The 21,789-nt window shown below is 28.9% G+C and carries 11 protein-coding genes; 4 read left to right on the plus strand and 7 right to left on the minus strand.

The window, feature by feature from the left end; genetic code table 11:
* Positions 1-33 precede the first annotated feature (33 nt).
* The 3 genes from M9407_RS01900 to mrcB form a co-directional block, all read right to left on the minus strand.
* The gene (locus M9407_RS01900; RefSeq protein WP_250231447.1) at positions 34-1,680 is read right to left on the minus strand and encodes a CTP synthase; all 1,647 of its coding nucleotides are present in this window, start codon (positions 1,678-1,680) and stop codon (positions 34-36) included.
* A gap of 470 nt (positions 1,681-2,150) precedes the next feature.
* A complete protein-coding gene (gene erpA, locus M9407_RS01905) occupies positions 2,151-2,504 on the minus strand; it encodes an iron-sulfur cluster insertion protein ErpA (RefSeq protein WP_250236795.1) in 354 nt (117 codons plus the stop codon).
* Positions 2,505-2,823: 319 nt separating this feature from the next.
* Positions 2,824-5,163: a bifunctional glycosyl transferase/transpeptidase gene (gene mrcB / locus M9407_RS01910; RefSeq protein ID WP_250236797.1), complete on the minus strand. Its 2,340-nt coding sequence runs from the start codon at positions 5,161-5,163 to the stop codon at positions 2,824-2,826.
* Positions 5,164-7,219: 2,056 nt separating this feature from the next.
* On the opposite strand from mrcB, the gene aceE reads away from it, so the two are divergent.
* The 3 genes from aceE to lpdA all read left to right on the plus strand — a co-directional run bounded on the left by aceE (position 7,220) and on the right by lpdA (position 12,811).
* Positions 7,220-9,886, plus strand: a complete 2,667-nt coding sequence (gene aceE, locus M9407_RS01915; protein WP_250236799.1) for a pyruvate dehydrogenase (acetyl-transferring), homodimeric type — start codon at positions 7,220-7,222, stop codon at positions 9,884-9,886.
* 11 nt (positions 9,887-9,897) lie between these two features.
* On the plus strand, positions 9,898-11,175 hold the full coding sequence (gene aceF / locus M9407_RS01920; protein ID WP_250236801.1) for a dihydrolipoyllysine-residue acetyltransferase: 1,278 nt from the start codon (positions 9,898-9,900) through the stop codon (positions 11,173-11,175).
* 214 nt (positions 11,176-11,389) lie between these two features.
* The gene (gene lpdA / locus M9407_RS01925) at positions 11,390-12,811 is read left to right on the plus strand and encodes a dihydrolipoyl dehydrogenase (RefSeq protein ID WP_250236803.1); all 1,422 of its coding nucleotides are present in this window, start codon (positions 11,390-11,392) and stop codon (positions 12,809-12,811) included.
* Positions 12,812-14,671: 1,860 nt separating this feature from the next.
* Here the strand turns inward: lpdA and folK are convergent.
* The gene (gene folK / locus M9407_RS01930; RefSeq protein WP_250236805.1) at positions 14,672-15,163 is read right to left on the minus strand and encodes a 2-amino-4-hydroxy-6-hydroxymethyldihydropteridine diphosphokinase; all 492 of its coding nucleotides are present in this window, start codon (positions 15,161-15,163) and stop codon (positions 14,672-14,674) included.
* A 252-nt stretch (positions 15,164-15,415) separates the two neighbouring features.
* Entirely contained in the window at positions 15,416-15,880 is a 465-nt protein-coding gene (dksA, locus tag M9407_RS01935) for an RNA polymerase-binding protein DksA (protein WP_250236807.1), read from the minus strand.
* A 556-nt stretch (positions 15,881-16,436) separates the two neighbouring features.
* Between dksA and coaE the strand changes: the two genes are divergently transcribed.
* Complete coding sequence (gene coaE, locus M9407_RS01940) at positions 16,437-17,051, plus strand: dephospho-CoA kinase (RefSeq protein ID WP_250236809.1); 615 nt, start codon at positions 16,437-16,439, stop codon at positions 17,049-17,051.
* A gap of 275 nt (positions 17,052-17,326) precedes the next feature.
* On the opposite strand, the gene secA is transcribed toward coaE, so the two are convergent.
* Together secA and lpxC are read right to left on the minus strand one after the other, a co-directional pair.
* Entirely contained in the window at positions 17,327-20,059 is a 2,733-nt protein-coding gene (gene secA / locus M9407_RS01945; protein WP_250236811.1) for a preprotein translocase subunit SecA, read from the minus strand.
* An 815-nt stretch (positions 20,060-20,874) separates the two neighbouring features.
* Entirely contained in the window at positions 20,875-21,768 is an 894-nt protein-coding gene (gene lpxC, locus M9407_RS01950) for a UDP-3-O-acyl-N-acetylglucosamine deacetylase (protein WP_250236812.1), read from the minus strand.
* Between the last annotated feature and the right edge of the window lie 21 nt (positions 21,769-21,789).

Here is a 21,789-nt window from a genome sequence, read left to right on the forward strand (position 1 = left end):
AAAAATAATATCATAAATATTGATTCGTATACGCTAAATTAATTTATTATGACGATGTTGGTATTCTATTGCAGCTTTTATAAAACCTATGAATAAAGGATGCCCTTCACGAGGTGTAGAATTAAATTCAGGGTGGAATTGACTACCTATAAACCATGGATGATTTGGATATTCAATTACTTCTACTAAATTATTTTTTTCAGAAAAACCAACACAACTCAATCCAGCATGTGTTATATGTTTTAATAACATATTATTTACTTCATAACGGTGTCGATGACGTTCTAATATAGTACTTTTACCATATATTTGATGCGTTAAACTTCCCTTAATTAAATAACACGCTTGATTACCTAAACGCATAGTACCACCCAAATTAGCATTATTATTGTGTGTTATAAAAATACCATTCTCATCTTTACACTCAGTTATTAAAGCTATTACTGGGTATTTACAATTAGTTACAAATTCTGTAGAATTAGCTTCTGGCATTCCAGCAACATGGCGAGCAAATTCGATTAATGCTACTTGCATGCCCAAGCAAATTCCAAAATACGGTATATTATTTTCTCGAGCGTATTGTGCGGATAAAATTTTTCCTTCCACTCCGCGATAACCAAATCCTCCAGGCACTAAAATAGCATCTAAATCCTTCAATGTTTTTTCTATACCTAATTTTTCCACATCTTGGGAGTTAATAAGACGAATATTAACAATAAACCGATTTTTTATTCCAGCATGCTTTAATGCTTCTGTTACTGATTTGTAAGCATCTACCAATTTAATATATTTACCTACCATACCGATAGTCACTTCTCCTATCGGATGTTCTTGATAATAAATTACTTCTTCCCAATCTGATAGATTTGCCTCAGGACAATTTAAATTAAAACGTTTGCAAATATAATTATCTAATCCTTGATCTTTAAGTAAAGCAGGTATTTTATAAATTGAATCTACATCTTGCAGAGCAATTATCGCTTGCTTAGGTACATTGCAGAACAAAGAAATTTTTTTTCGTTCACTACTACTAATTACTCGATCAGATCTACAAATTAAAATGTCAGGTTGAATACCAATAGAAAGCAATTCTTTTACTGAGTGTTGTGTTGGCTTAGTTTTTAGTTCTCCAGATACTGCAATAAAAGGCACTAATGTTAGATGTATGTATAAAGTTTGTTCTCTATTTACTTCCATCACCATTTGCCTAATAGCTTCTAAAAAGGGTAATGATTCGATATCACCTACTGTACCACCTATTTCTACTAATAACACATCGTGACCAGAAGCACCTGCTATAAGCCATTTCTTTATGGTATCAGTGACGTGAGGGATAATCTGTATCGTAGCGCCTAAATAATCTCCACGACGCTCTTTCCGCAAAACATCAGCATAAATTTTACCAGCAGTAAAGTTATTGTGATGCCTCATTTTAGTACGGATGAAACGCTCATAATGTCCTAAGTCTAAATCAGTCTCTGCTCCATCTTCAGTAATAAACACTTCTCCATGTTGCACGGGGCTAATTGTACCAGGGTCCATATTGATATAAGGATCTAATTTTATTATAGTTACACTGAGACCGCGAGCCTCTAAAACTGCAGCCAAAGATGCTGTAGCAATGCCCTTACCCAAAGATGATACTACTCCACCAGTTACAAAAATATAATTCACTCTCACATATCAACCCAAATTACACATTTAATTTTTTCACGGTTTTAAAATTTTTTCTATGATCATGGCGGATTATTAGTCAAACAAGTAATTATTATAATGCTTATCTTTATTTTTAGAAAAATTTTTTATTATTATCATCCTAAATGTTCTGCAAACTTTGATAATTAATAAATGAATTATTCGATTGCAAATAAAACATTAAACATTACATAACTTGGCTATAAAAAATAAATAACAGTACGCCCATTGAGTATCATGACACTACGTAATCTTTTGCAAAAAAAAATAACACTCACTCATTATATAGAGTAGTCGCGGTAATAACTTTCAATACTTGAAGTTTATACTATACCATACAAAACACGATGTATATATGATACAAATTTAATATAATAATATTTGATGAACATAATTATAGTAAAACATAGTATGTTTGACTATGTGTATAAATATTTGTTATATATAACAAATATTTATACACTGAAAGAAGAACCACAACTACAGGTATTCTTGGCATTTGGATTAATTACAACAAATCGAGCCCCTTCTAATCCTTCATAATAATCTATAATACCCCCAAATAAATATTGCAGGCTCATAGGGTCTATTACTAAAGTAGCGCCGTTATTTTCTATAATGCAATCATCGCTAGAAATTTTATCGTCCAAAACAAAACCATATTGAAATCCACCACAACCCCCTCCTATAATATATACGCGCAATTTTAAATGCAAATCACTATTAATTATTTCATTTTCAATGAAAAACTTTACTTTTCTGGCTGCAAAATCAGTCAATTGTACAGGAAATTTCGCATTATTATTCATAATTATCAGCCTTTTATATCGAAAAACTTTATAATTCGTTTTGCAATAATTAATCAATTTATAATTTGAGCATATTTAACTGTATAAAAAAATCAATCCACTAAAAAATTCATATAATTGCCAATATATGTCATATACAGTGACATTATTTACAATTTATAAGCATATACTACATAAATAAATTTTATTTTATTAGGAAAAATCTAAATATCATGCTGTCGTATAAGACGATATAAAGTGTCGTTGGATGTTGTTAGTATAGAATCATATTTCTCTTTTTCCAAAGAATTAATAATTATTTATAGTAAAAATTATTTATCTATTCGTTTGTATTGTAAGTACCTCGTTCTTCTACGGTATTTATCAATTGTTGATTATATGAAATTGTTTTTGATTCTTTAAACGACTGAAATAATAATTGCCAATCGTCCACCCATACCGGCAAAACCTGACAACCAGTATTTTTGTTGTTGCTATCATGTAATGTAAAATTGCCACAATTATCTATAGCTACGTTCTGAATACCACTAGGTGGTTCTAAATGTAAAGGAGTGGGATTTTTATGATCTAAATACAAATTATATAGAGTTAATGCGCCATTAGTACCTGTTAATTTAGTTCTTCCATTATTGTCACGTCCTATCCAAATCACAGTTACTTCTGTGTCATCAATTCCAACAAACCAACTATCGCGAAAATCATTAGTAGTTCCGGTTTTTGCGGCTAACTGAGAACAAGGAAACTTTAAAGATAAAATACAAGAAGTTCCTCGTGTTACTACTTGTTGCATTGCATATAACGTTAAATAAGCTGCTTGAGGGAAGATAACGCGTTCTGTCTTAGTAAAATGTTGATATAATACTATATCTTCTTCGTTCATAATATAACAAACAGATGATAAGGCTGAATATTGTCCGCCACTGGCAATAGTTTGAAATTTTTGCGCGACTTCTATAGGTGTTAAACTAATGGATCCTAAAAGGATAGATGGAAAGGAAGAAATAAAATCAGGCGAAATGCCTAATGTTTTTAAAACATCAGAAATAGCATCTAATCCTATTGTCATACCTAAATTAACAGTAGGTACATTGAGAGATTTAATAAAAGCATCAATAAGAGTGACCTTTCCTCGAAATTTTCGATCATAATTTTTAGGGGACCAAATTACTCCATTTGGTTGTTGTAAATGAATAGGCTCATCAGCAATCCATGTATTAAGGTGATATTTATTAGGATAACTCAAAGCTGCTAAATAAATCGCTGGCTTTGCTAATGAGCCTATAGAACGACGAGCATGCATAGCACGATTAAATCCATAAAAATGGGGATCAGATCCTCCTACCATAGCTCGTATCTTTCCACTAAATCGATCTACTACAACTATAGCTCCTTCTAAATCTTTCACATTATAATCATGCCTTAATTTATGAATACCCAATTCCATTGCCTGTTCTGCTGCTTTTTGAGAAATAGGATCTAACGTAGTGAATATTTTTATTCCAGAAAAATCATTAATTTGATCAATATTTTGTATTTCTTCATTTACCATTTGTGTAAAAGCAGGTTGTATAATCAATATCGCATCCTTTGCTTGCGTTCCTAAAGGTCGTTCACTAAGAATAGCACATATTTTTTTATCAATAATATTTCTATGTTCTAACATTTTGAGTATTAAATTGCGACGTTCCAGTGTGATGTGTGGATTTTTCCAGGGATTATATAAAGACGCGCCTTTTATCATCCCCACTAACATTGCTTGTTGATCTATACTTAATTCATTTACCGGTCGACCAAAATAATAAAAACTAGCCAAAGGAAATCCATGAATCTGATCATTTCCATTTTGACCAAAATATATTTCATTCAAATATAATTCAAGAATGCGGTCTTTACTATATCGATGATCAAAAATTAAAGCCATATAGGCTTCATTAAATTTACGCCACAATGATCGGGTATTATTTAAAAATAAATTTTTTACCAATTGTTGTGTTAAAGTACTTCCGCCTTGTACAGTACGACCAGAAAAAACATTTGCTAAAAAAGCACGACCAATAGAAGATATTTGAATACCATCATGCTGATAAAAATAACGATCTTCAACAGCTAACAACATATCTATTAAGATATCTGGAAACCCTGATCTTGGTATAAATAATCTTTGTTGCTTATTGGGAGCGTATAAAATAGATATGATCTTGGGATCAAATCGAAATACACCAAAATTATTCTTTGTGTCTTGATTGTAAATGCGGAGTAATTTTTCTTGATTAAAAAAAAAGGATACATGTATCTCTCCCTCTTCTCCGCTTGGAAAACTAAAAGATCTACGAAATAATTCAATATCATTATTATGTACAACAAATTCTCCTGAATGAGTAATTTTAGAGACTTGACGATACTGTAACGCTTCCAATAAATTAATTATATCGCTTTTATTATACGCCATATTAGGTTCTACATTGATCATACGACTATAAATAATCGTAGGTAGTCTCCAAACTTTTCCATCAATACGTCTTTGAACCTTCTTATCTAAAAATATTCCATACACTATAATCAAAATGATAATAAATAAAAAAACACACGTTACAGTATATAAAAAACATAAAGTCCGTTGCACAATGGCAGAATGATACTTATGCGGTAATTGATTCATAAAAATTATATTATTGATATACGTTACAATACTCAGGTAGATTGACAATCGGTTATAATTTGCTTTCCTGTGATTATACGTGACAGTAGGTCACATAATGAATCACACAAATCTACAACAATTTATGTCTATTTAAATAAGCAATTTTATCTTTTTTTATAAAATATTATGATTAGTGTTAAATAATCAATTAAAAACGAATAAATACGCGAGCCATATATATTTATATATATGAACAAATTATATTAATTAATAATTAATTATTGAATAAATAAAATTAAATAATACCATAAGATATTATTAATGTTTTAAATATTTTAAATATTAATTAATACCAATATTGATATTATCACAATTATAACTTGCTAAGGTATGACAATATTCATACCTATGTTCTATAGATGTAGATACGTCTCTCTTATACAATGCGACTACTTATTATTTACAACCTTTCCAATATAGTATTAAAGTGTTTCACTTATTTAAATTTAATATCAATTAAATTTTTTTATAATTTTTAATTATAAACACAATCTAGCAATATTCTGATATCTAATAGCATTTTTATTAAAAACATTAAACAATTTTCTATAATATGTGGCTGTTCTTTATGGAGAAGATTTGTAAGAAATATTTTAAATACACCAAAATATCTATAATATGCGGTTAAAAAAAACCAGCTTATATTAATGTGATTATTGCTATTAGCATTTAGAGTGTTGAATATTGTTTGATATTCAATCTACTTAAATAAATATATTTTTTAAAAATTTATAAAACATCGTTAATGATGTTTGGTAGTATAATCATTTGTTGGTGTTTTACTTTTAAAAAATTTTCGATTTTTTTCTTATTCTATAAAAACAGACATAAATAAAATTAAAATAACTCGAGCATGCATAAAATGCATAAACTTGATATTTAATGATCGAATAATTTCAATATCTGAAATTATAAATTTTTATAATTATAACTGAATAAGAACATGATACGTTTATTGCTATATTGTATAGAATTAACATAGATGTTATTATCATAAATCATTTCTTATATGAATAAGAAATTCTTGTGATGTTGCGATGATGCTGTTATCATGAATTTCAGAAGCAATTATTAATCTATAATATTTCTCTAAATGTAGAAATATTTAACATCATATAATAAACTCAACATGTCCACAATCATATTTTGTGATATATAAATTCTCGAATATACTTGGCGTTCATACTAATATTTGGATTGCAACTAAAATTAAAAATCCATCATATGTACAGCTAATAAGATTGGATACGGTACGATATTGAATATAATACATTTAACTTCATATACAATAGCACACATTATTCAATACAATCACCGTCGTACTCTATTGTTACCGTGATACTTACTATCTGAAAATTAGTTAAACAATATATATACCATGAATCTTAATACCATCTCACTTATCGTTATCAAATATTTAGGTATGATTTTTATTTGCCATATTTGAATATATAATCAAAATATTGATATTGTATATACAATACACATGACGATTAAACACAATAAAAAGAAAATTAACATGCATTTTTAATATATTATTATAAAAGACCTGAAATATAATTCAATTTTATGATGATATGTATGAAGCTGTCTGATAAAAATAACATTACTAATGTAAATCGTATAATATAATATACACAAGTGAGTACTGGTATAAAAAATAAGTCTCTTATACATTTTAATGCGATCATTTAAATTAATGATATCTTATAAAGAATTGGTACAAAATTTATAGATAATATTCTTGTAAATATTATTTTTTAATTCTTCATTTCATTATTAATTTCTCTTAGAGAAAAGATCATAAAATGTCATAGAGCCATCATACATTCATTGAATTGCTGAATATTGTTTTCCGTAGCAAATATTTTAATTTTTAAAAACAATGACGCCAATATGTTTTTAAAATCATTTTATTCATTATACATACAAACGCATGTAAATGTTTTATTACAATATTTATAAAATCAATATAAATATGAACATACTTTAAATACATTAAGGAAATGCTACAATGTTAGAACGTTCATCTGATGATGTGGATCCCATAGAAACACAAGATTGGTTAAAATCTATTTCTTCAGTTATTCAAAGAGAAGGTGTTGAGCGAGCTCAATTTTTAATGAACCAAATCATACATGAAGCCTGTAATAATGGCGTTATTATTTCTAATAATGAAATAACAAATGATTATATAAATACTATTCCAGTTGAAGATGAACCAGAATATCCCGGAAATCTAGAAATAGAGGAGCGCATATGTGCTGTTGTGCGTTGGAATGCCATTATGATGGTATTGCATGCATCAAAAAAAAACTTGGATTTAGGAGGTCATATTGCCTCATTCCAATCTTCCGCTACGTTATATGAAGTATGTTTTAATCATTTTTTTCGTGCACGTAATAAACGCGATGGCGGTGACTTAGTATATTTTCAAGGCCATATTTCACCTGGTATATATGCTCGTGCTTTTCTTGAAGGACGATTACATGAGGACCAAATAAATAATTTTCGCCAAGAAGTAAAAAATTTAGGACTTCCTTCATATCCTCATCCAAAATTAATGCCAGATTTTTGGCAATTTCCTACAGTTTCTATGGGGCTTGCTTCAATCAGTGCAATTTATCAAGCAAAATTTTTAAAATACTTGAATAATAGAAATCTAAAAGACACCACTTTGCAAACAGTATACACTTTTTTAGGAGACGGAGAGATGGATGAACCTGAATCTAAAGGAGCGCTTAATATTGCTGCTAGAGAAAAATTGGATAATTTAATTTTTATTATTAATTGTAATTTACAACGATTAGATGGCCCAGTAATAGGAAATGGAAAAATCATTAATGACTTAGAAAACATATTTAAAGGATCAGGTTGGGAGGTGATTAAAGTTATTTGGGGAAGTAAATGGGATGCATTATTACGCAAGGATACAAGTGGCAAGCTAATTCAACTTATGAATGAAACTGTTGATGGAGACTATCAAACGTTTAAATCTAAAGATGGCGCTTATGTACGTGAACACTTTTTTGGTAAATATCCAGAAACCAGTGCATTGGTAGATGATATGAGTGACTCTGAAATTTGGGCATTAGATCGCGGTGGACATGATCCTAAAAAAATATTTGCTGCTTTAGAAAAAGCTAAAAATAGTTCTGGAAAACCTGTTGTAATACTGGCACATACTATTAAAGGTTATGGTATGGGTTCTAGTGCAGAAGGAATGAACGTTGCGCATCAAATAAAAAAAATTAGCATAAAAGGAATACGTTATTTTAGGGATAGATTTAAATTAAATCTCATTCAAGACGACCAAATTGAATCTTTACCTTATTTACAGTTTAAAGAAGGTTCTCAGGAACACATATACTTACATGAGCGACGTAAAACATTATTTGGATACATTCCAAATAGGTTGCAACATGCTACTAATTCTCTAGAACTACCAACATTAGAGCATTTTCACCCTTTGCTAATACAACAAAGTAAAGATATTTCTACTACTCTTGCATTTATACGTGTTCTAAATATATTACTAAAATACACTCCAATTAAAAATAGACTAGTACCCATAATTGCTGATGAGGGCCGAACTTTTGGGATGGAAGGGCTATTTCGTCAAATCGGTATTTATAGCTCCATGGGACAACAATATACTCCTCAAGATCATGATTTACTTGCATATTATCGTGAAGATAAACAAGGTCAGATCTTACAAGAAGGTATCAGCGAATTAGGCGCAGCAGCGTCGTGGTTAGCAGCCGCTACCTCATACAGTACTAACGACTTTCCTATGATACCATTTTATGTATATTATTCAATGTTTGGTTTTCAAAGAATCGGAGACTTTTTTTGGGCCGCCGCTGATCAACAAGCTCGAGGATTTTTGATCGGAGGAACATCTGGTCGAACTACTTTAAATGGCGAAGGATTACAGCATGCTGATGGGCACAGTCACATTCAGTCATTAACAATTCCTAATTGCATTTCTTATGATCCAGCATATGCATATGAAATTGCTGTTATTATACAAGATGGCCTCATGCGTATGTATGGAAGTAACCCAGAAAATGTATATTATTACATAACTACATTAAATGAAAAATATCATATGCCGGCCATGCCAATAGGAGTTGAAGAAGGTATTAGAAAAGGAATTTATAAGTTAGAATCTTTATCGGGAAAAAATGGCAAAATTCAATTGATGGGCTCTGGCGCTATTTTACGTTTTGTTCGTGAAGCAGCTAAAATATTATCTCAAGAATATAACGTCAGTTCTGATGTATACAGTGTTACCTCTTTTACTGAATTAGCAAGGAATGGGCAAGACTGCGAACGCTGGAATATGCTACATCCCATGGATATACCCAAAATACCGTATATTACTACCATATTGAATGATTTTCCCACTGTAGCTGCTACTGATTATATGAAATTGTTTGCAGAACAAATTAGATGTTTTATTCCAGGTCATCATTTTTTTGTATTAGGCACAGATGGATTTGGTCGTTCCGATAGTCGAAAAAATTTACGACATCATTTTGAAGTAAATACAGGTTATGTGGTTACTGCTGCATTAGCCCAATTAGTCAAAAAAGGCCATATTCGCGCCGATGTTGTTCTAAGTGCTATCAAGATTTTTGATATTGACCCCGACACAATTAATCCACGCCTAATATAAGAGGTAACACGATGGCAATCAAAATTAATATACCAAATATTGGAGAGGATGAATTAGAAGTTACGGAAGTAATGGTAAAAATAGGAGATAATATTAATGCTAATCAGCCGCTTATTATAATTGAAGGTGATAAATCATCTATGGAAATACCATCTTCCTGTTCTGGTATTGTTACTAAAATTTATGTCCATGTTGGAGATAAAGTACATACAGGATCTTTGATTTTGCTACTTGATACGCAAAATCAAACTAATACTTTTACTATTAATGTTAATGATAAAAAAAATATTGTTCCTTCTCCTGATGTTGTAACACACAATGATAACAGAAAAGGAGCAATATGTAACGATGTACATCATGATGTTACAATACATGCTACGCCGTTAGTACGTCATATGGCTCGTACATTCGGAATAAATTTATCAAAAGTAAAAGGTAGTGGTCGTAAGGGACGTATCTTAAAAGAAGATATTCAAAATTATATAAATGACATCTCAATGTATTATACAAACCGTATGTCATCTATGCAATCCAATCAATTACTACCCATATTATCTTGGCCGAAGATAGATTTCAGTAAATTTGGCGATATTACAACCGTAATGTTAAGCAAAATACAAAAAAATTCTGGCGCAAATTTACAAAGAAATTGGATCATGCTTCCGCATGTAACGCAATTTGATGAAGCTGATATTACCGATTTAGAGAGTTTTAGAAAACAGCAAAACATTGACATTAAAAAGAAAAAAATAAATTGCAAAATTACACTTTTAGTTTTTGTTATGAAAGCAGTTGCAAAAGCATTAGAAGAGTTGCCGCGATTCAATAGTTCTTTATCTCAAGACGGTCAAACACTAATTTTAAAAAAATATATTAATATTGGTATAGCAGTAGATACTCCTAAAGGTTTATTAGTACCCGTTCTCCATGATGTAAATATGAAGGGCATTATTTTGTTATCACAGGAATTGGAAGAGCTTTCAAAGAAAGCTCGTACTGGGAATCAATTGACTCCCGCTAATATGCAAGGAGGAAGTTTTACTATATCTAATTTGGGGGGTATCGGCGGTACAGCGTTTACTCCAATTGTCAATGTTCCAGAAGTAGCTATTTTAGGAATGTCTAAATCTTTTATGAAACCAGTGTGGACCGGAAAAGAATTTACTCCACGCTTAATGCTGCCTTTATCATTATCATATGATCATCGTGTTATTGATGGAGCTGATGGCGCTCGATTTATGACACTTATTAATCAAATAATTGCTGACACAAGACTATTATCTATGTAAATTGACTAATTACATAAGAATAAATTCAAAAATTTCACTTTTTAAAAATTGTCTTGTCATGCTTTTATGGTTAAAGATAATATCGATTAAATTGAAGTATGATATGATAATATCCATACTATACATAAAATTCTATACATATAGAAATATGTATTTCTATCAAATTAGATACTATAATCAATAGTTTTAATCAAAAATTGAGGACACTATACTTATGCATATAAAAATAAAAACTCAAATTCTTGTTTTAGGTGCGGGACCAGGAGGTTATTCTGCGGCTTTTCGCTGCGCTGATTTAGGTATGGATACTACAATAGTAGAGCGTTTTCCTGATTTAGGTGGAGTGTGTCTTAACGTTGGTTGTATTCCTTCCAAAACATTGTTATATATTGCCAAACTAATTGAAACAAACAAGAAATTAAATAAATATGGTATTTTTTCAGGAGAAACACATATTGATCTTGATAAAACGCGCTCTTGGAAGAATAAAATTATTGATCAATTGTCAAATAGTTTGAGCGCTATGGCAAAAACGCGAAACGTTAAAGTAATTGATGGGGTTGGTAAATTTATTGATAATCATACTATTCAAGTTGAAAATAAAGAAATGACTTTAGAAATAGCATTCAATTACGCTATTATAGCAGCAGGATCACATACTGTGTCGCTACCATGTATTCCTAATGATCAGCGAATTTGGAATTCAACTGATGCTCTATCTTTACAATCAATACCTGAGCGTTTACTAATTATAGGTTCAGGGGCTATAGGCTTAGAAATGGCAGCAATATATCATGCTTTCGGATCAGAAATTGATATAGTAGAAATGTGTCATCGAATTATGCCAATCTTAGATGAAGATATCACTAATATTTTTACTAAAATAATTAGCAAAAATATTAATTTAATTTTAAACACTACAGTTAACATAGTAGAAGCAAAGAAAGATGGTATTTATGCAACTATGGAAAATAAACAAACTTTATTAAAAAATACTCAACGTTATGATGCATTATTAGTAGCAATTGGTCGCGCTCCAAATGGCAACATGTTGAATCTTGAACGTGCGGGAGTAAAGGTAAATAAATATGGGTTTATTCCTGTAGATAAGCAGATGCGTACTAATGTACAACACATTTTTGCTATTGGAGATATTATTGGATATCCAATGCTAGCCCATAAAAGTATTCATGAAGGACATGTAGCTGCGGAAGTTATTTCTGGTAAAAAACGTTGTTTTGATCCAATAATAATCCCATCCATTATATATACTGACCCAGAAATAGCGTGGGTTGGATATACGGAAAAAGATGCTCAAGATAAAAATATAGATTATGAAGTTGCGCTTTTCCCGTGGATGGCTTCAGGTCGAGCAATTACTGAAGATTGTAAAGAAGGCATAACCAAATTAGTTTTTAATAAAAAAACGAACAGAATTATTGGGGGATCAATATTAGGCACGAATGCTAGTGAAATATTAGGAGAAATCGCATTAGCCATTGAAATGGGATGTGATGTAGAAGATATTACTTTAACCATTCATGCTCATCCAACCTTATATGAATCAATAGCATTAGCAGCATCTATTCATAATGGGTCAATTACTGATTTGCCTAATATAAAAAAACAAATATAATAAATTTCATATGATTCTTTAAAATTTTCAAACAAACAAATGAGCTTACAAATAATACTTTATTACTGTATATTCTGTTGCTACTTATAGGGTATATAATGAAGCTAGTTTCTATTAAAAGCATACCAATATAAATAAACATATTGCTTATAACTTAAATATTTATACGTTCAGAATGCAAATTCTTGTCCACAAAAAAAATATATATAATCATGAAGTTTTTTGCCATTATTAATACATAACACAATTAACAACAAAAAAAGTGTTTATAATTTAAAGAGTATCATCAAGTATTGACGTGTCAAATTAAAAGAGTATTTTTATAATTTAATTAAACATAATAACAATATACATGGGGTTTAAATTTAAAAAACTCTATTCTTTGATAAATAGCAAACAACATTAACATACTACAGAAAATAATGTGCACGATCTTAAATTAAATTTTTATGAATGAAATATACATATCTAATCAATATATTTCAAATATATTCTACACCCAAATAAATAATATCTATTTATATTTATTTGGGTGTAGAATATATCAGTTTATAACTGGAAGAGATACAATACTCCTCTCTTTGAGTTTTAAAAAACTCTTACTGGTGTTGTATGAATTAATCTATAACTCTTATCTTTATATTCCTGTCTTTATAGTATAAAGATTCCTTTCATTACAATTCAAAATAAAGACATTACTGATATTTTGCTCTTACTTAATCAGATCTTATCAACAACAAAATTTATATAAAATTATTAAACTGATATAAATAAATAATGATACTTTGATTACCCCGCATCATACATGACATGATGTTATATTCATGGTGTAATTAAAATGGATTTTTATAATACTTAAAACTAAACTTTTCTCCATTAATACTTAAAATAGAAAAATTATCAAATTTGAAAATATAACAAACACTTAAATTACCAAATATAATCGGAATAACTTTCAAATTCAATAGTAACATCATGTAACTAATACAATTGCACAAATTTTAATTTTTTAATTAATAATATTAAGAACTCTATGAGGATAGGATAAACCTCCTGTTTGACTAATTACTAATGCCCAATATATCTCAATGCAACTATAATATATATATATAATCAACAGCTATTCGCATTTATCAATAAACAACAAAAACACTGCAATCTTCATTAGGATAATGAACATTGATTAATTTTAAAAATTATAAATTATTATATATGCCAAATGTATTGATAAGTATACATTTTTATTATCAATAAATTCATATACTGTAAAATGTACATATTTATGTATTTAAGTATATAGCAATTAATCATCAAATAATTTTTTTGTGATCATAAAATTTTCGTTAAATATATTTGAATTAAAAAATAAAATATTTTAATGCGTTTTATAAATACAACACTTATGTATAAACATTAAATATATTTGTTATATATTATATAACAAATATATTTATACTATAAATAATATCAAAAAATTATTATATGTATTAATTATAAACATTTTCATTAATCACTTTGAGTAATAAAAACAAAAATTTTTATAAAACCGCATAAATTTCTATAAATTATAGCGATAATTAGCTGTTTATCCATAATAACAACATATTTTAATATTATTTTTTTAAATTACAGTAACAAAAAACGATAATAGAAAATATGTTATTTGATTAAATTTTTAACAGTTGTATCAATATATCTACCGCATTAAACAAACGACACGCATATATCAATACTGCCATACTATCAATATCATTCCATTTAATCTTAATTAAATATATACCGTCTAATTTGTTATCAAAATAAACACAACACATACAACAGTTTATGTATGTATGGTTGATGTGTGTTAATCAATCTGTATTATTCCTTCCAAAAATCTAAACCATTTTTAGGTACGGTTTTAACGATATCTGTTATAACTCTCCCATCAGGAAAAATTAAATTATTGTCTAATGCCATCAATGGATAAAGCACAAATTCTCGATTAAGCATGCCATGATGTGGTATTGTCAATTCAGGAGTATATATAAAATATTTTCCAAATAATAAAATATCTAAATCTAATGTACGTGGCTGCCATATAAGAGAATTAAGTGATCGTATACGTCCTTGTTTTCGTTCGATATATTGCATATGACTTAATAATGATTTTGGAGATAAATTAGTATCTAATATTATTATTGCATTTAGAAAATCGGGCTGATTTTTATCTCCTAATGGTAGACTACGATAATAAGAGGAAAAATTTACAAGTCTAGTCATTGGAAGCTTAGAAATAGACCAGATTGCACGATCCACTTGTTGTTGTGGATTTAACATATTACTACCAATACCTACCCAAACTCGTTCCATTTTATTATATATTCCAGCCAATTATCGAATTATCGATCCTTTCGTTTTTATACAAAAAATATTAAATGGTATCAAGATTTAAAACATCAGACAAATATTCACATAAATAGCGTTTATGATGTAAAACAAATCGCAAAAAATCGAAAATAAATCAATAGCCATGATAAAAATCAATATCTACAGCATTCAAAAACTAATTTTCTAGAGTTATATCATATAACGCGGGCATATGAATTTAATTTTATTAAGAATCTATCCGGTCATTTGTTTTTCTTTAATTTCTTCTAAAGTTTTACAATCAATGCATAAATCAGCTGTTGGGCGAGCCTCTAATCTTCGGATACCAATTTCTACATCACATGAAGCACAAAATCCAAATTCATTTGTATCTATTTTTTTTAAGGTTTTTTCAATTTTTTCAACAAGTTTATATTCTCTATCCTGATTGCGTAATTTAATGTTGAATTCTTCTTCTTGTACTGCTCTATCTACTGGATCTGGAAAATTGATAGATGCCTGATCTTGCGCGCATAACGCAGAAAATCCTAAATCTTTTTTGAGTTGATTTTTCCATGTTTTAAGGATACGTTTAAAATGTAAAAGTTGATTAGAACTCATATATTCTTCATTAGGTTTTCGTTGATATGGTGTAACTCCAGCAATTATTAATACATTCAAAGAAGAACGTCTACGACTGCTTGGCGATTTTGTTGACATATATTTGCTCCTGTTTATATATATTAAAAGCAATTCATATCAATATTTTTTTTAAATTTCATTATTTTTATATAATTCCTCTAATGTCGTTAAACACACAATGAATTTATAATTATTCTTGAAAAACAATTATTATATTCTATTTAGATAGAATATACACATATATATCATAAATGTTTATTATCACAAACATTTATGATATATATGTGTATATTCTCACAAATTAACTCGGATTAGTTATATAATTATTTATGTGTAATAATTATTGATATATATACAGGGTTATTAACAATAAGCGTTATTAGAATGTTTTAATAAAGAACCATCATGAATTATAGAAAATTTTTTAATTATGTAATAAGATTATCAATCAGTTTTATTGATGATTAAAATATTAAGAAAGTAAACAGTATTATTTGGATGTTTATAAAAACAATACTATTTGCTATAAAAGCAAGGTGCCATCGTTTTAAATATTTTTAATATTAATTTAATTCTATAATTTTAGAACAACATTTCATAAAAACATTTTTTATTTAATAACACACACAAAATTATGTCTTATATTGTTGCGCTTACCGGTGGTATTTGTTCTGGAAAAAGTGTTGTTGCTAAAAAATTTTCTAATTTATCAAAGAAAGTATCGGTAATAGATGCTGATGTGATTTCTAAAAAAATCACACAACCTGGCAGCATTGCTTTACGCATGATAACCAAATATTTTGGGCCCACCATTTTATTTTCTAATGGATCATTAAATAGATCCATGTTAAAAAAAAATATTTTTTTCAATCCTAAAGACAAAGAATGGCTTGAACAATTGCTGCATCCGCTTATTAGAAAAGAAACACAAAAAACAATAAATATATTATCCAATCGATCATCTTATATTTTATGGGTTGCGCCATTGCTAATAGAAAATAATTTACAAAAATATGCAGATCATATACTAATGATGGATGTGCACGTTGATATTCAGTTAAAGCGAATTATCAGTAGAGATAAAATAAGCAAACAATACGCTGAAAATATTTTATTATCGCAAGTATCCCGCCAGTCTAGATTAGACTATGCTGATAGCATTATTGAAAACAACAAAAGTATTGATGGAATGACACGATATATTTATGATTTACATCAATATTATCTTAAGGAAAACAATAATTACTAAAAACACTATTTTTAGTAAATAAAATAAAACTCAAGATTATACTTTATTTATATTTTATCACACAACATATGAAAATTATTTGTCATAAATAACACAACAACGTTCATATAAATTATAGTTATAAACACTACTATTATATATATATATATATATACGTATTACAAACATTTATTTCTTATAGATTCGAGTTGAATATGATAATTAAAAAACAATATAAACCTTATATTTACTATATAGCTGACTAAACAATGTTAAATTAAAACATTTTATGTGTATTAATGACGTTTATTTACAATTTTACCATGACATTCTTTAAATTTCTTATTGGATCCACAAGGACAAGCATCATTGCGACTCACTATTTTATTCTTGGTTAATGTATGTTGACTTAAAAAATGATCTATCGATACTAGTTTAGTATTCATTACTTGTGTATTTATAGATTGAAAATTATTATATTTATTAGTTGCATTTAAAATAGATTCTTTTTTATTGAACAATTCTATTACTAATTTACTCACTTCGCTTATTACTTCATATTTTAAATGATCTAACATTTTAGTAAACATAGAGAATGATTCTCTTTTATATTCCTGCTTCGGATCTTTTTGTGCATATCCTCTCAAATGAATTCCTTGCCGTAAGTAATCCATTGACGCTAAATGCTCTTTCCACAGTACATCAAACGTTCTCAACATAATTTCTTTTTCAAAAGAACACATAATGTCTATTCCAATTATTTTTCTGGTATGTTCATATTTCTGTGTCATATTTTCTAATATACGTTGACGTAATATTTCTTTTTCCTCATATAATATAGGCTCTACTTCTATCCATTTTAGAAGAGGTAAATCTAAACAAAAATCATTTTTCAAACATTCTTCTAATTTTATGACATCCTTTTTATTTTCTATAATTTCTAGAGGAATGTAAATATTAAATAATTTATCAACAACATCATAACGAATATTTTTAATAACGTCACTGATATCTGATATATTTAATAGTTTATCGCGTTGTTCATAAATAACACGACGCTGATCATTAGCTACATCATCATATTCCAATAATTGTTTTCTAATATCAAAATTACGATTTTCTACTTTTTTTTGAGCATGAGCAATAGCTTTAGTAATCCATGGATGTTCAATTGATTCTCCTGATTTCATTCCTAATTTTTTCATCATGTTCACTAATCTATTAGAAGCAAAAATACGTATTAATGAATCTTCCATTGATAGATAAAATCTAGATGAACCTATATCCCCTTGTCGGCCAGATCGTCCACGCAATTGATTATCGATACGACGAGATTCATGCCGTTCAGTACCAATAACATGTAACCCTCCAGATTTTAATACCGCATTATGACGTTTTTTCCAATCAGATTTAATTTTTAAAATCTTACATGTATTTGATTTATGCAACGCAGTAACTTCTGACCGCCAATTCCCCCCTAATATAATGTCAGTGCCGCGACCAGCCATATTTGTAGCAATAGTTACTGCACCAGGATATCCTGCTTGTGCTATAATATCTGCTTCTGCAGCATGAAATTTAGCATTTAAAACCTTATGCATAATTCCAATCTGATTTAAAGCATGAGAAATCATTTCAGATTTATCAATTGATATAGTTCCCACTAGCACTGGCTGGTTTCGCTTAACACAATCTTTAATATCATTAATGATAGCTTCAATCTTTTCGTGTTCCGTCATATAAATTATATCTGGAAAATCATTACGAATCATAGGACGATTGGTCGGTATAACGATAGTATCTAATTTATAGATAGATTGAAATTCAAACGCTTCAGTACTAGCAGTACCTGTCATACCGGATAATTTTTCATATAAACGAAAATAATTTTGAAATGTAATTGAAGCTAATGTTTGATTTTCATTTTGAATCGTTACATGTTCCTTAGCTTCTATTGCTTGGTGCAATCCATCCGACCATCGCCGACCAGGCATAACTCGTCCTGTGTGTTCATCAATAATAAGTATTTCACCATTTTTAACAAGGTAATCCACTTCACACGCAAATAAAATATGAGCACGAAATGCTGCATTAACATGATGCATCAATATAATATTATCTGATGAGTACAATGATTCACCTTGGTTCATGATTCCAGACTTAATTAATAATTGCTCTATTAATACTAATCCATTCTCGGTAAGTATAACTTGTCTGGATTTCTCATCAACTGTGAAATACTCTTCTTTTTGTAAATTATCTATATTTCTTTTATTTTTTTGAATTATGCTAAAGACCAATTTGTTGATCTTTACATATAGTAAAGAAGTATCATCTGATGGCCCAGAAATAACTAATGGGGTACGAGCTTCATCAATTAAAATAGAATCTACTTCATCTATTAACGCATAATGTAATCCTCGTTGCACCCGTTCCTCTGGGACAAAAACCATATTATCACGTAAATAATCGAACCCATATTCATTGTTTGTGCCGTAGGTAATATCTGCTGTATACGCTGCACGTTTCATGGATGCTGATAGTCCCGGTAAATTAATTCCAACAGTTAATCCCAAAAATTCAAATAACGGTTTATTATTTACTGCATCTCTATGTGCTAAATAATTATTAACTGTAACGATATGTACTCCTTGCCCACTTAATGCATTCAGATAAGCAGGTAACGTAGCAGTTAAAGTTTTTCCTTCTCCAGTTTTCATTTCTGCAATACATCGACTGTTAAGAACTATTCCCCCCAATAATTGGACATCAAAAAGACGTATATTAAATATTCTCTTAATAGCTTCGCGTACTACAGCAAATGCTTGTGGTAATAAATGATCGAGGCTTACACCTGATTCAATCGATACACGAAACTCATTCGTTTTAGAAGAAAGTTGATTATCATTTAACTTTTGTATATCTTTTTCTATATAATTTATCACATCCACCACTTTCTTCATACGAAGTAACACGCGATCATTTCTATTTTTAAAAATTTTAGTAAATAATTTAAATGGTGTTAGCATGACAATTTATATCTCATTACAATGGCAGCACGTTATTTGAATAACATGCAACAATTACATATTTTCCGGTCATAATACTTAAGCCTGCAAGGAAAATTTTAATAAAAATTGTAAAATGACACTAATTTACAATTTATCAAAATAGATGCTAATAAATTGAAATAAAATACATGATAAATATAAGTCATTATTTATGTAAAATTCATGTGCATATCTTGCCTTAAACATATTACAAATATGATATTATTATTAATTGTAGATTAGAATATCTCCAATGTTCTAAGACTAAGATATAGTATACAAATTTAAAAATTTTTAAAGTAATTACTAATCAATTATCACAATTACCATTGTGATCATACAAATATATAAAGATACGTGATGTGTACCAAGAAAATACCCTAATCTGACGATATCCAAAATTTCTATAAATATAAACCAAGGCAATTACAATATCAAAAATATTAGTTTTCTGATTTTTATAATAAAGTGTTATATGCATGTAACACTTTATTATAATCGTAACAATACACGATATATTAAATGATTAAAAAACTCAGTAATATTGAAAATACATTGCAATCTAAATTTTTTACTACAGTATTCATTGTATATATATCTAAGTAATCTTCAATATTTTTTAATCTAAAAACACTATAAATAAAATATGTGAATAAGTATGAAGTTACATATATTTAATGCAAAATAGAATCTCGATCACGACACATGATCTCTATAAACAAATCTAAGTAAATTTATATAATAAAATTTAGAATAATTATTATTATGTTCTGTATCCAAAAACACGGTAGATCTTAGAATATTAAAGGTAAATCAGATGCGTTGGAAAAAGTAGCAAATTCCCATGCTTCTTGGCATGACAAAACAGTTTTTAATAACTTATTGTTTAGGGTATGGCCCGATTTAAAAGCAATAAAAGAACCAATAAGATTATGTCCGCACATAAATAAATCCCCAATAGCATCAAGCATTTTATGACGAACAAATTCATCATCAAAACGTAAACCATCTTCATTAAGCACACGATAATCATCGATTATTATAGCAGAATCAAAACTTCCTCCTAAAGCAAATCCGCGAGATTGTAAATCTTTTATATCACGCATAAAACCAAAAGTACGCGCTCGACTAATATTATGAACAAAAGATGCTGAAGAAAAATTAAAAAAACAATGTTGTGTATCCACATGAATAGCTGGATGATTAAAATCAATAGTAAAATCAAGCGTAAAGCCATCAAAAGGCCTTAATTCAGCCCATTTTTCTCCATCTTCAACACGTACTGTTTGTTTTAATCGAAGAAATTTTTTGGCACTATTAAGTTCTTCTATACCAGCATCTAATAATAAACATACAAAAGGACCAGCGCTGCCATCCATTATTGGAACTTCAGGAGCGTTGAGTTCTATAATAATATTGTCAATACCCAATCCTGCTTGAGCAGCACTTAAATGTTCAACAGTAAGAATCTGAACACCATATTCATTAATTAAACATGTACATAATACAGTGTTTCCTACTGATGTAACATTAACTTGAAAATCTACAGGAGGGTGTAAGTCAGTACGACGATAAATAATTCCAGTATTTGCTGAAGTAGGACGTAAAGTTAACGTAACTTCTTTACCGGTGTGTAAACCTACACCAGTAGTTTGCACAACGCGTTTTAATGTTCGTTGCTTTATCATTATATTATCTCATGCAATTAT

Origin of the sequence: Blochmannia endosymbiont of Camponotus sp., from assembly GCF_023586365.1 — a bacterium.
Lineage (GTDB): Bacteria > Pseudomonadota > Gammaproteobacteria > Enterobacterales > Enterobacteriaceae > Blochmanniella.

Bases quoted from the DNA above. Each gene is read 5' to 3' on its own strand.
- erpA (WP_250236795.1), bottom strand. From the start codon at position 2,504: ATGAATAATAATGCGAAATTTCCTGTACAATTGACTGATTTTGCAGCC.
- mrcB (WP_250236797.1), bottom strand. From the start codon at position 5,163: ATGAATCAATTACCGCATAAGTATCATTCTGCCATTGTGCAACGGACT.
- aceE (WP_250236799.1), top strand. From the start codon at position 7,220: ATGTTAGAACGTTCATCTGATGATGTGGATCCCATAGAAACACAAGAT.
- aceF (WP_250236801.1), top strand. From the start codon at position 9,898: ATGGCAATCAAAATTAATATACCAAATATTGGAGAGGATGAATTAGAA.
- lpdA (WP_250236803.1), top strand. From the start codon at position 11,390: ATGCATATAAAAATAAAAACTCAAATTCTTGTTTTAGGTGCGGGACCA.
- folK (WP_250236805.1), bottom strand. From the start codon at position 15,163: ATGGAACGAGTTTGGGTAGGTATTGGTAGTAATATGTTAAATCCACAA.
- dksA (WP_250236807.1), bottom strand. From the start codon at position 15,880: ATGTCAACAAAATCGCCAAGCAGTCGTAGACGTTCTTCTTTGAATGTA.
- coaE (WP_250236809.1), top strand. From the start codon at position 16,437: ATGTCTTATATTGTTGCGCTTACCGGTGGTATTTGTTCTGGAAAAAGT.
- secA (WP_250236811.1), bottom strand. From the start codon at position 20,059: ATGCTAACACCATTTAAATTATTTACTAAAATTTTTAAAAATAGAAAT.
- lpxC (WP_250236812.1), bottom strand. From the start codon at position 21,768: ATGATAAAGCAACGAACATTAAAACGCGTTGTGCAAACTACTGGTGTA.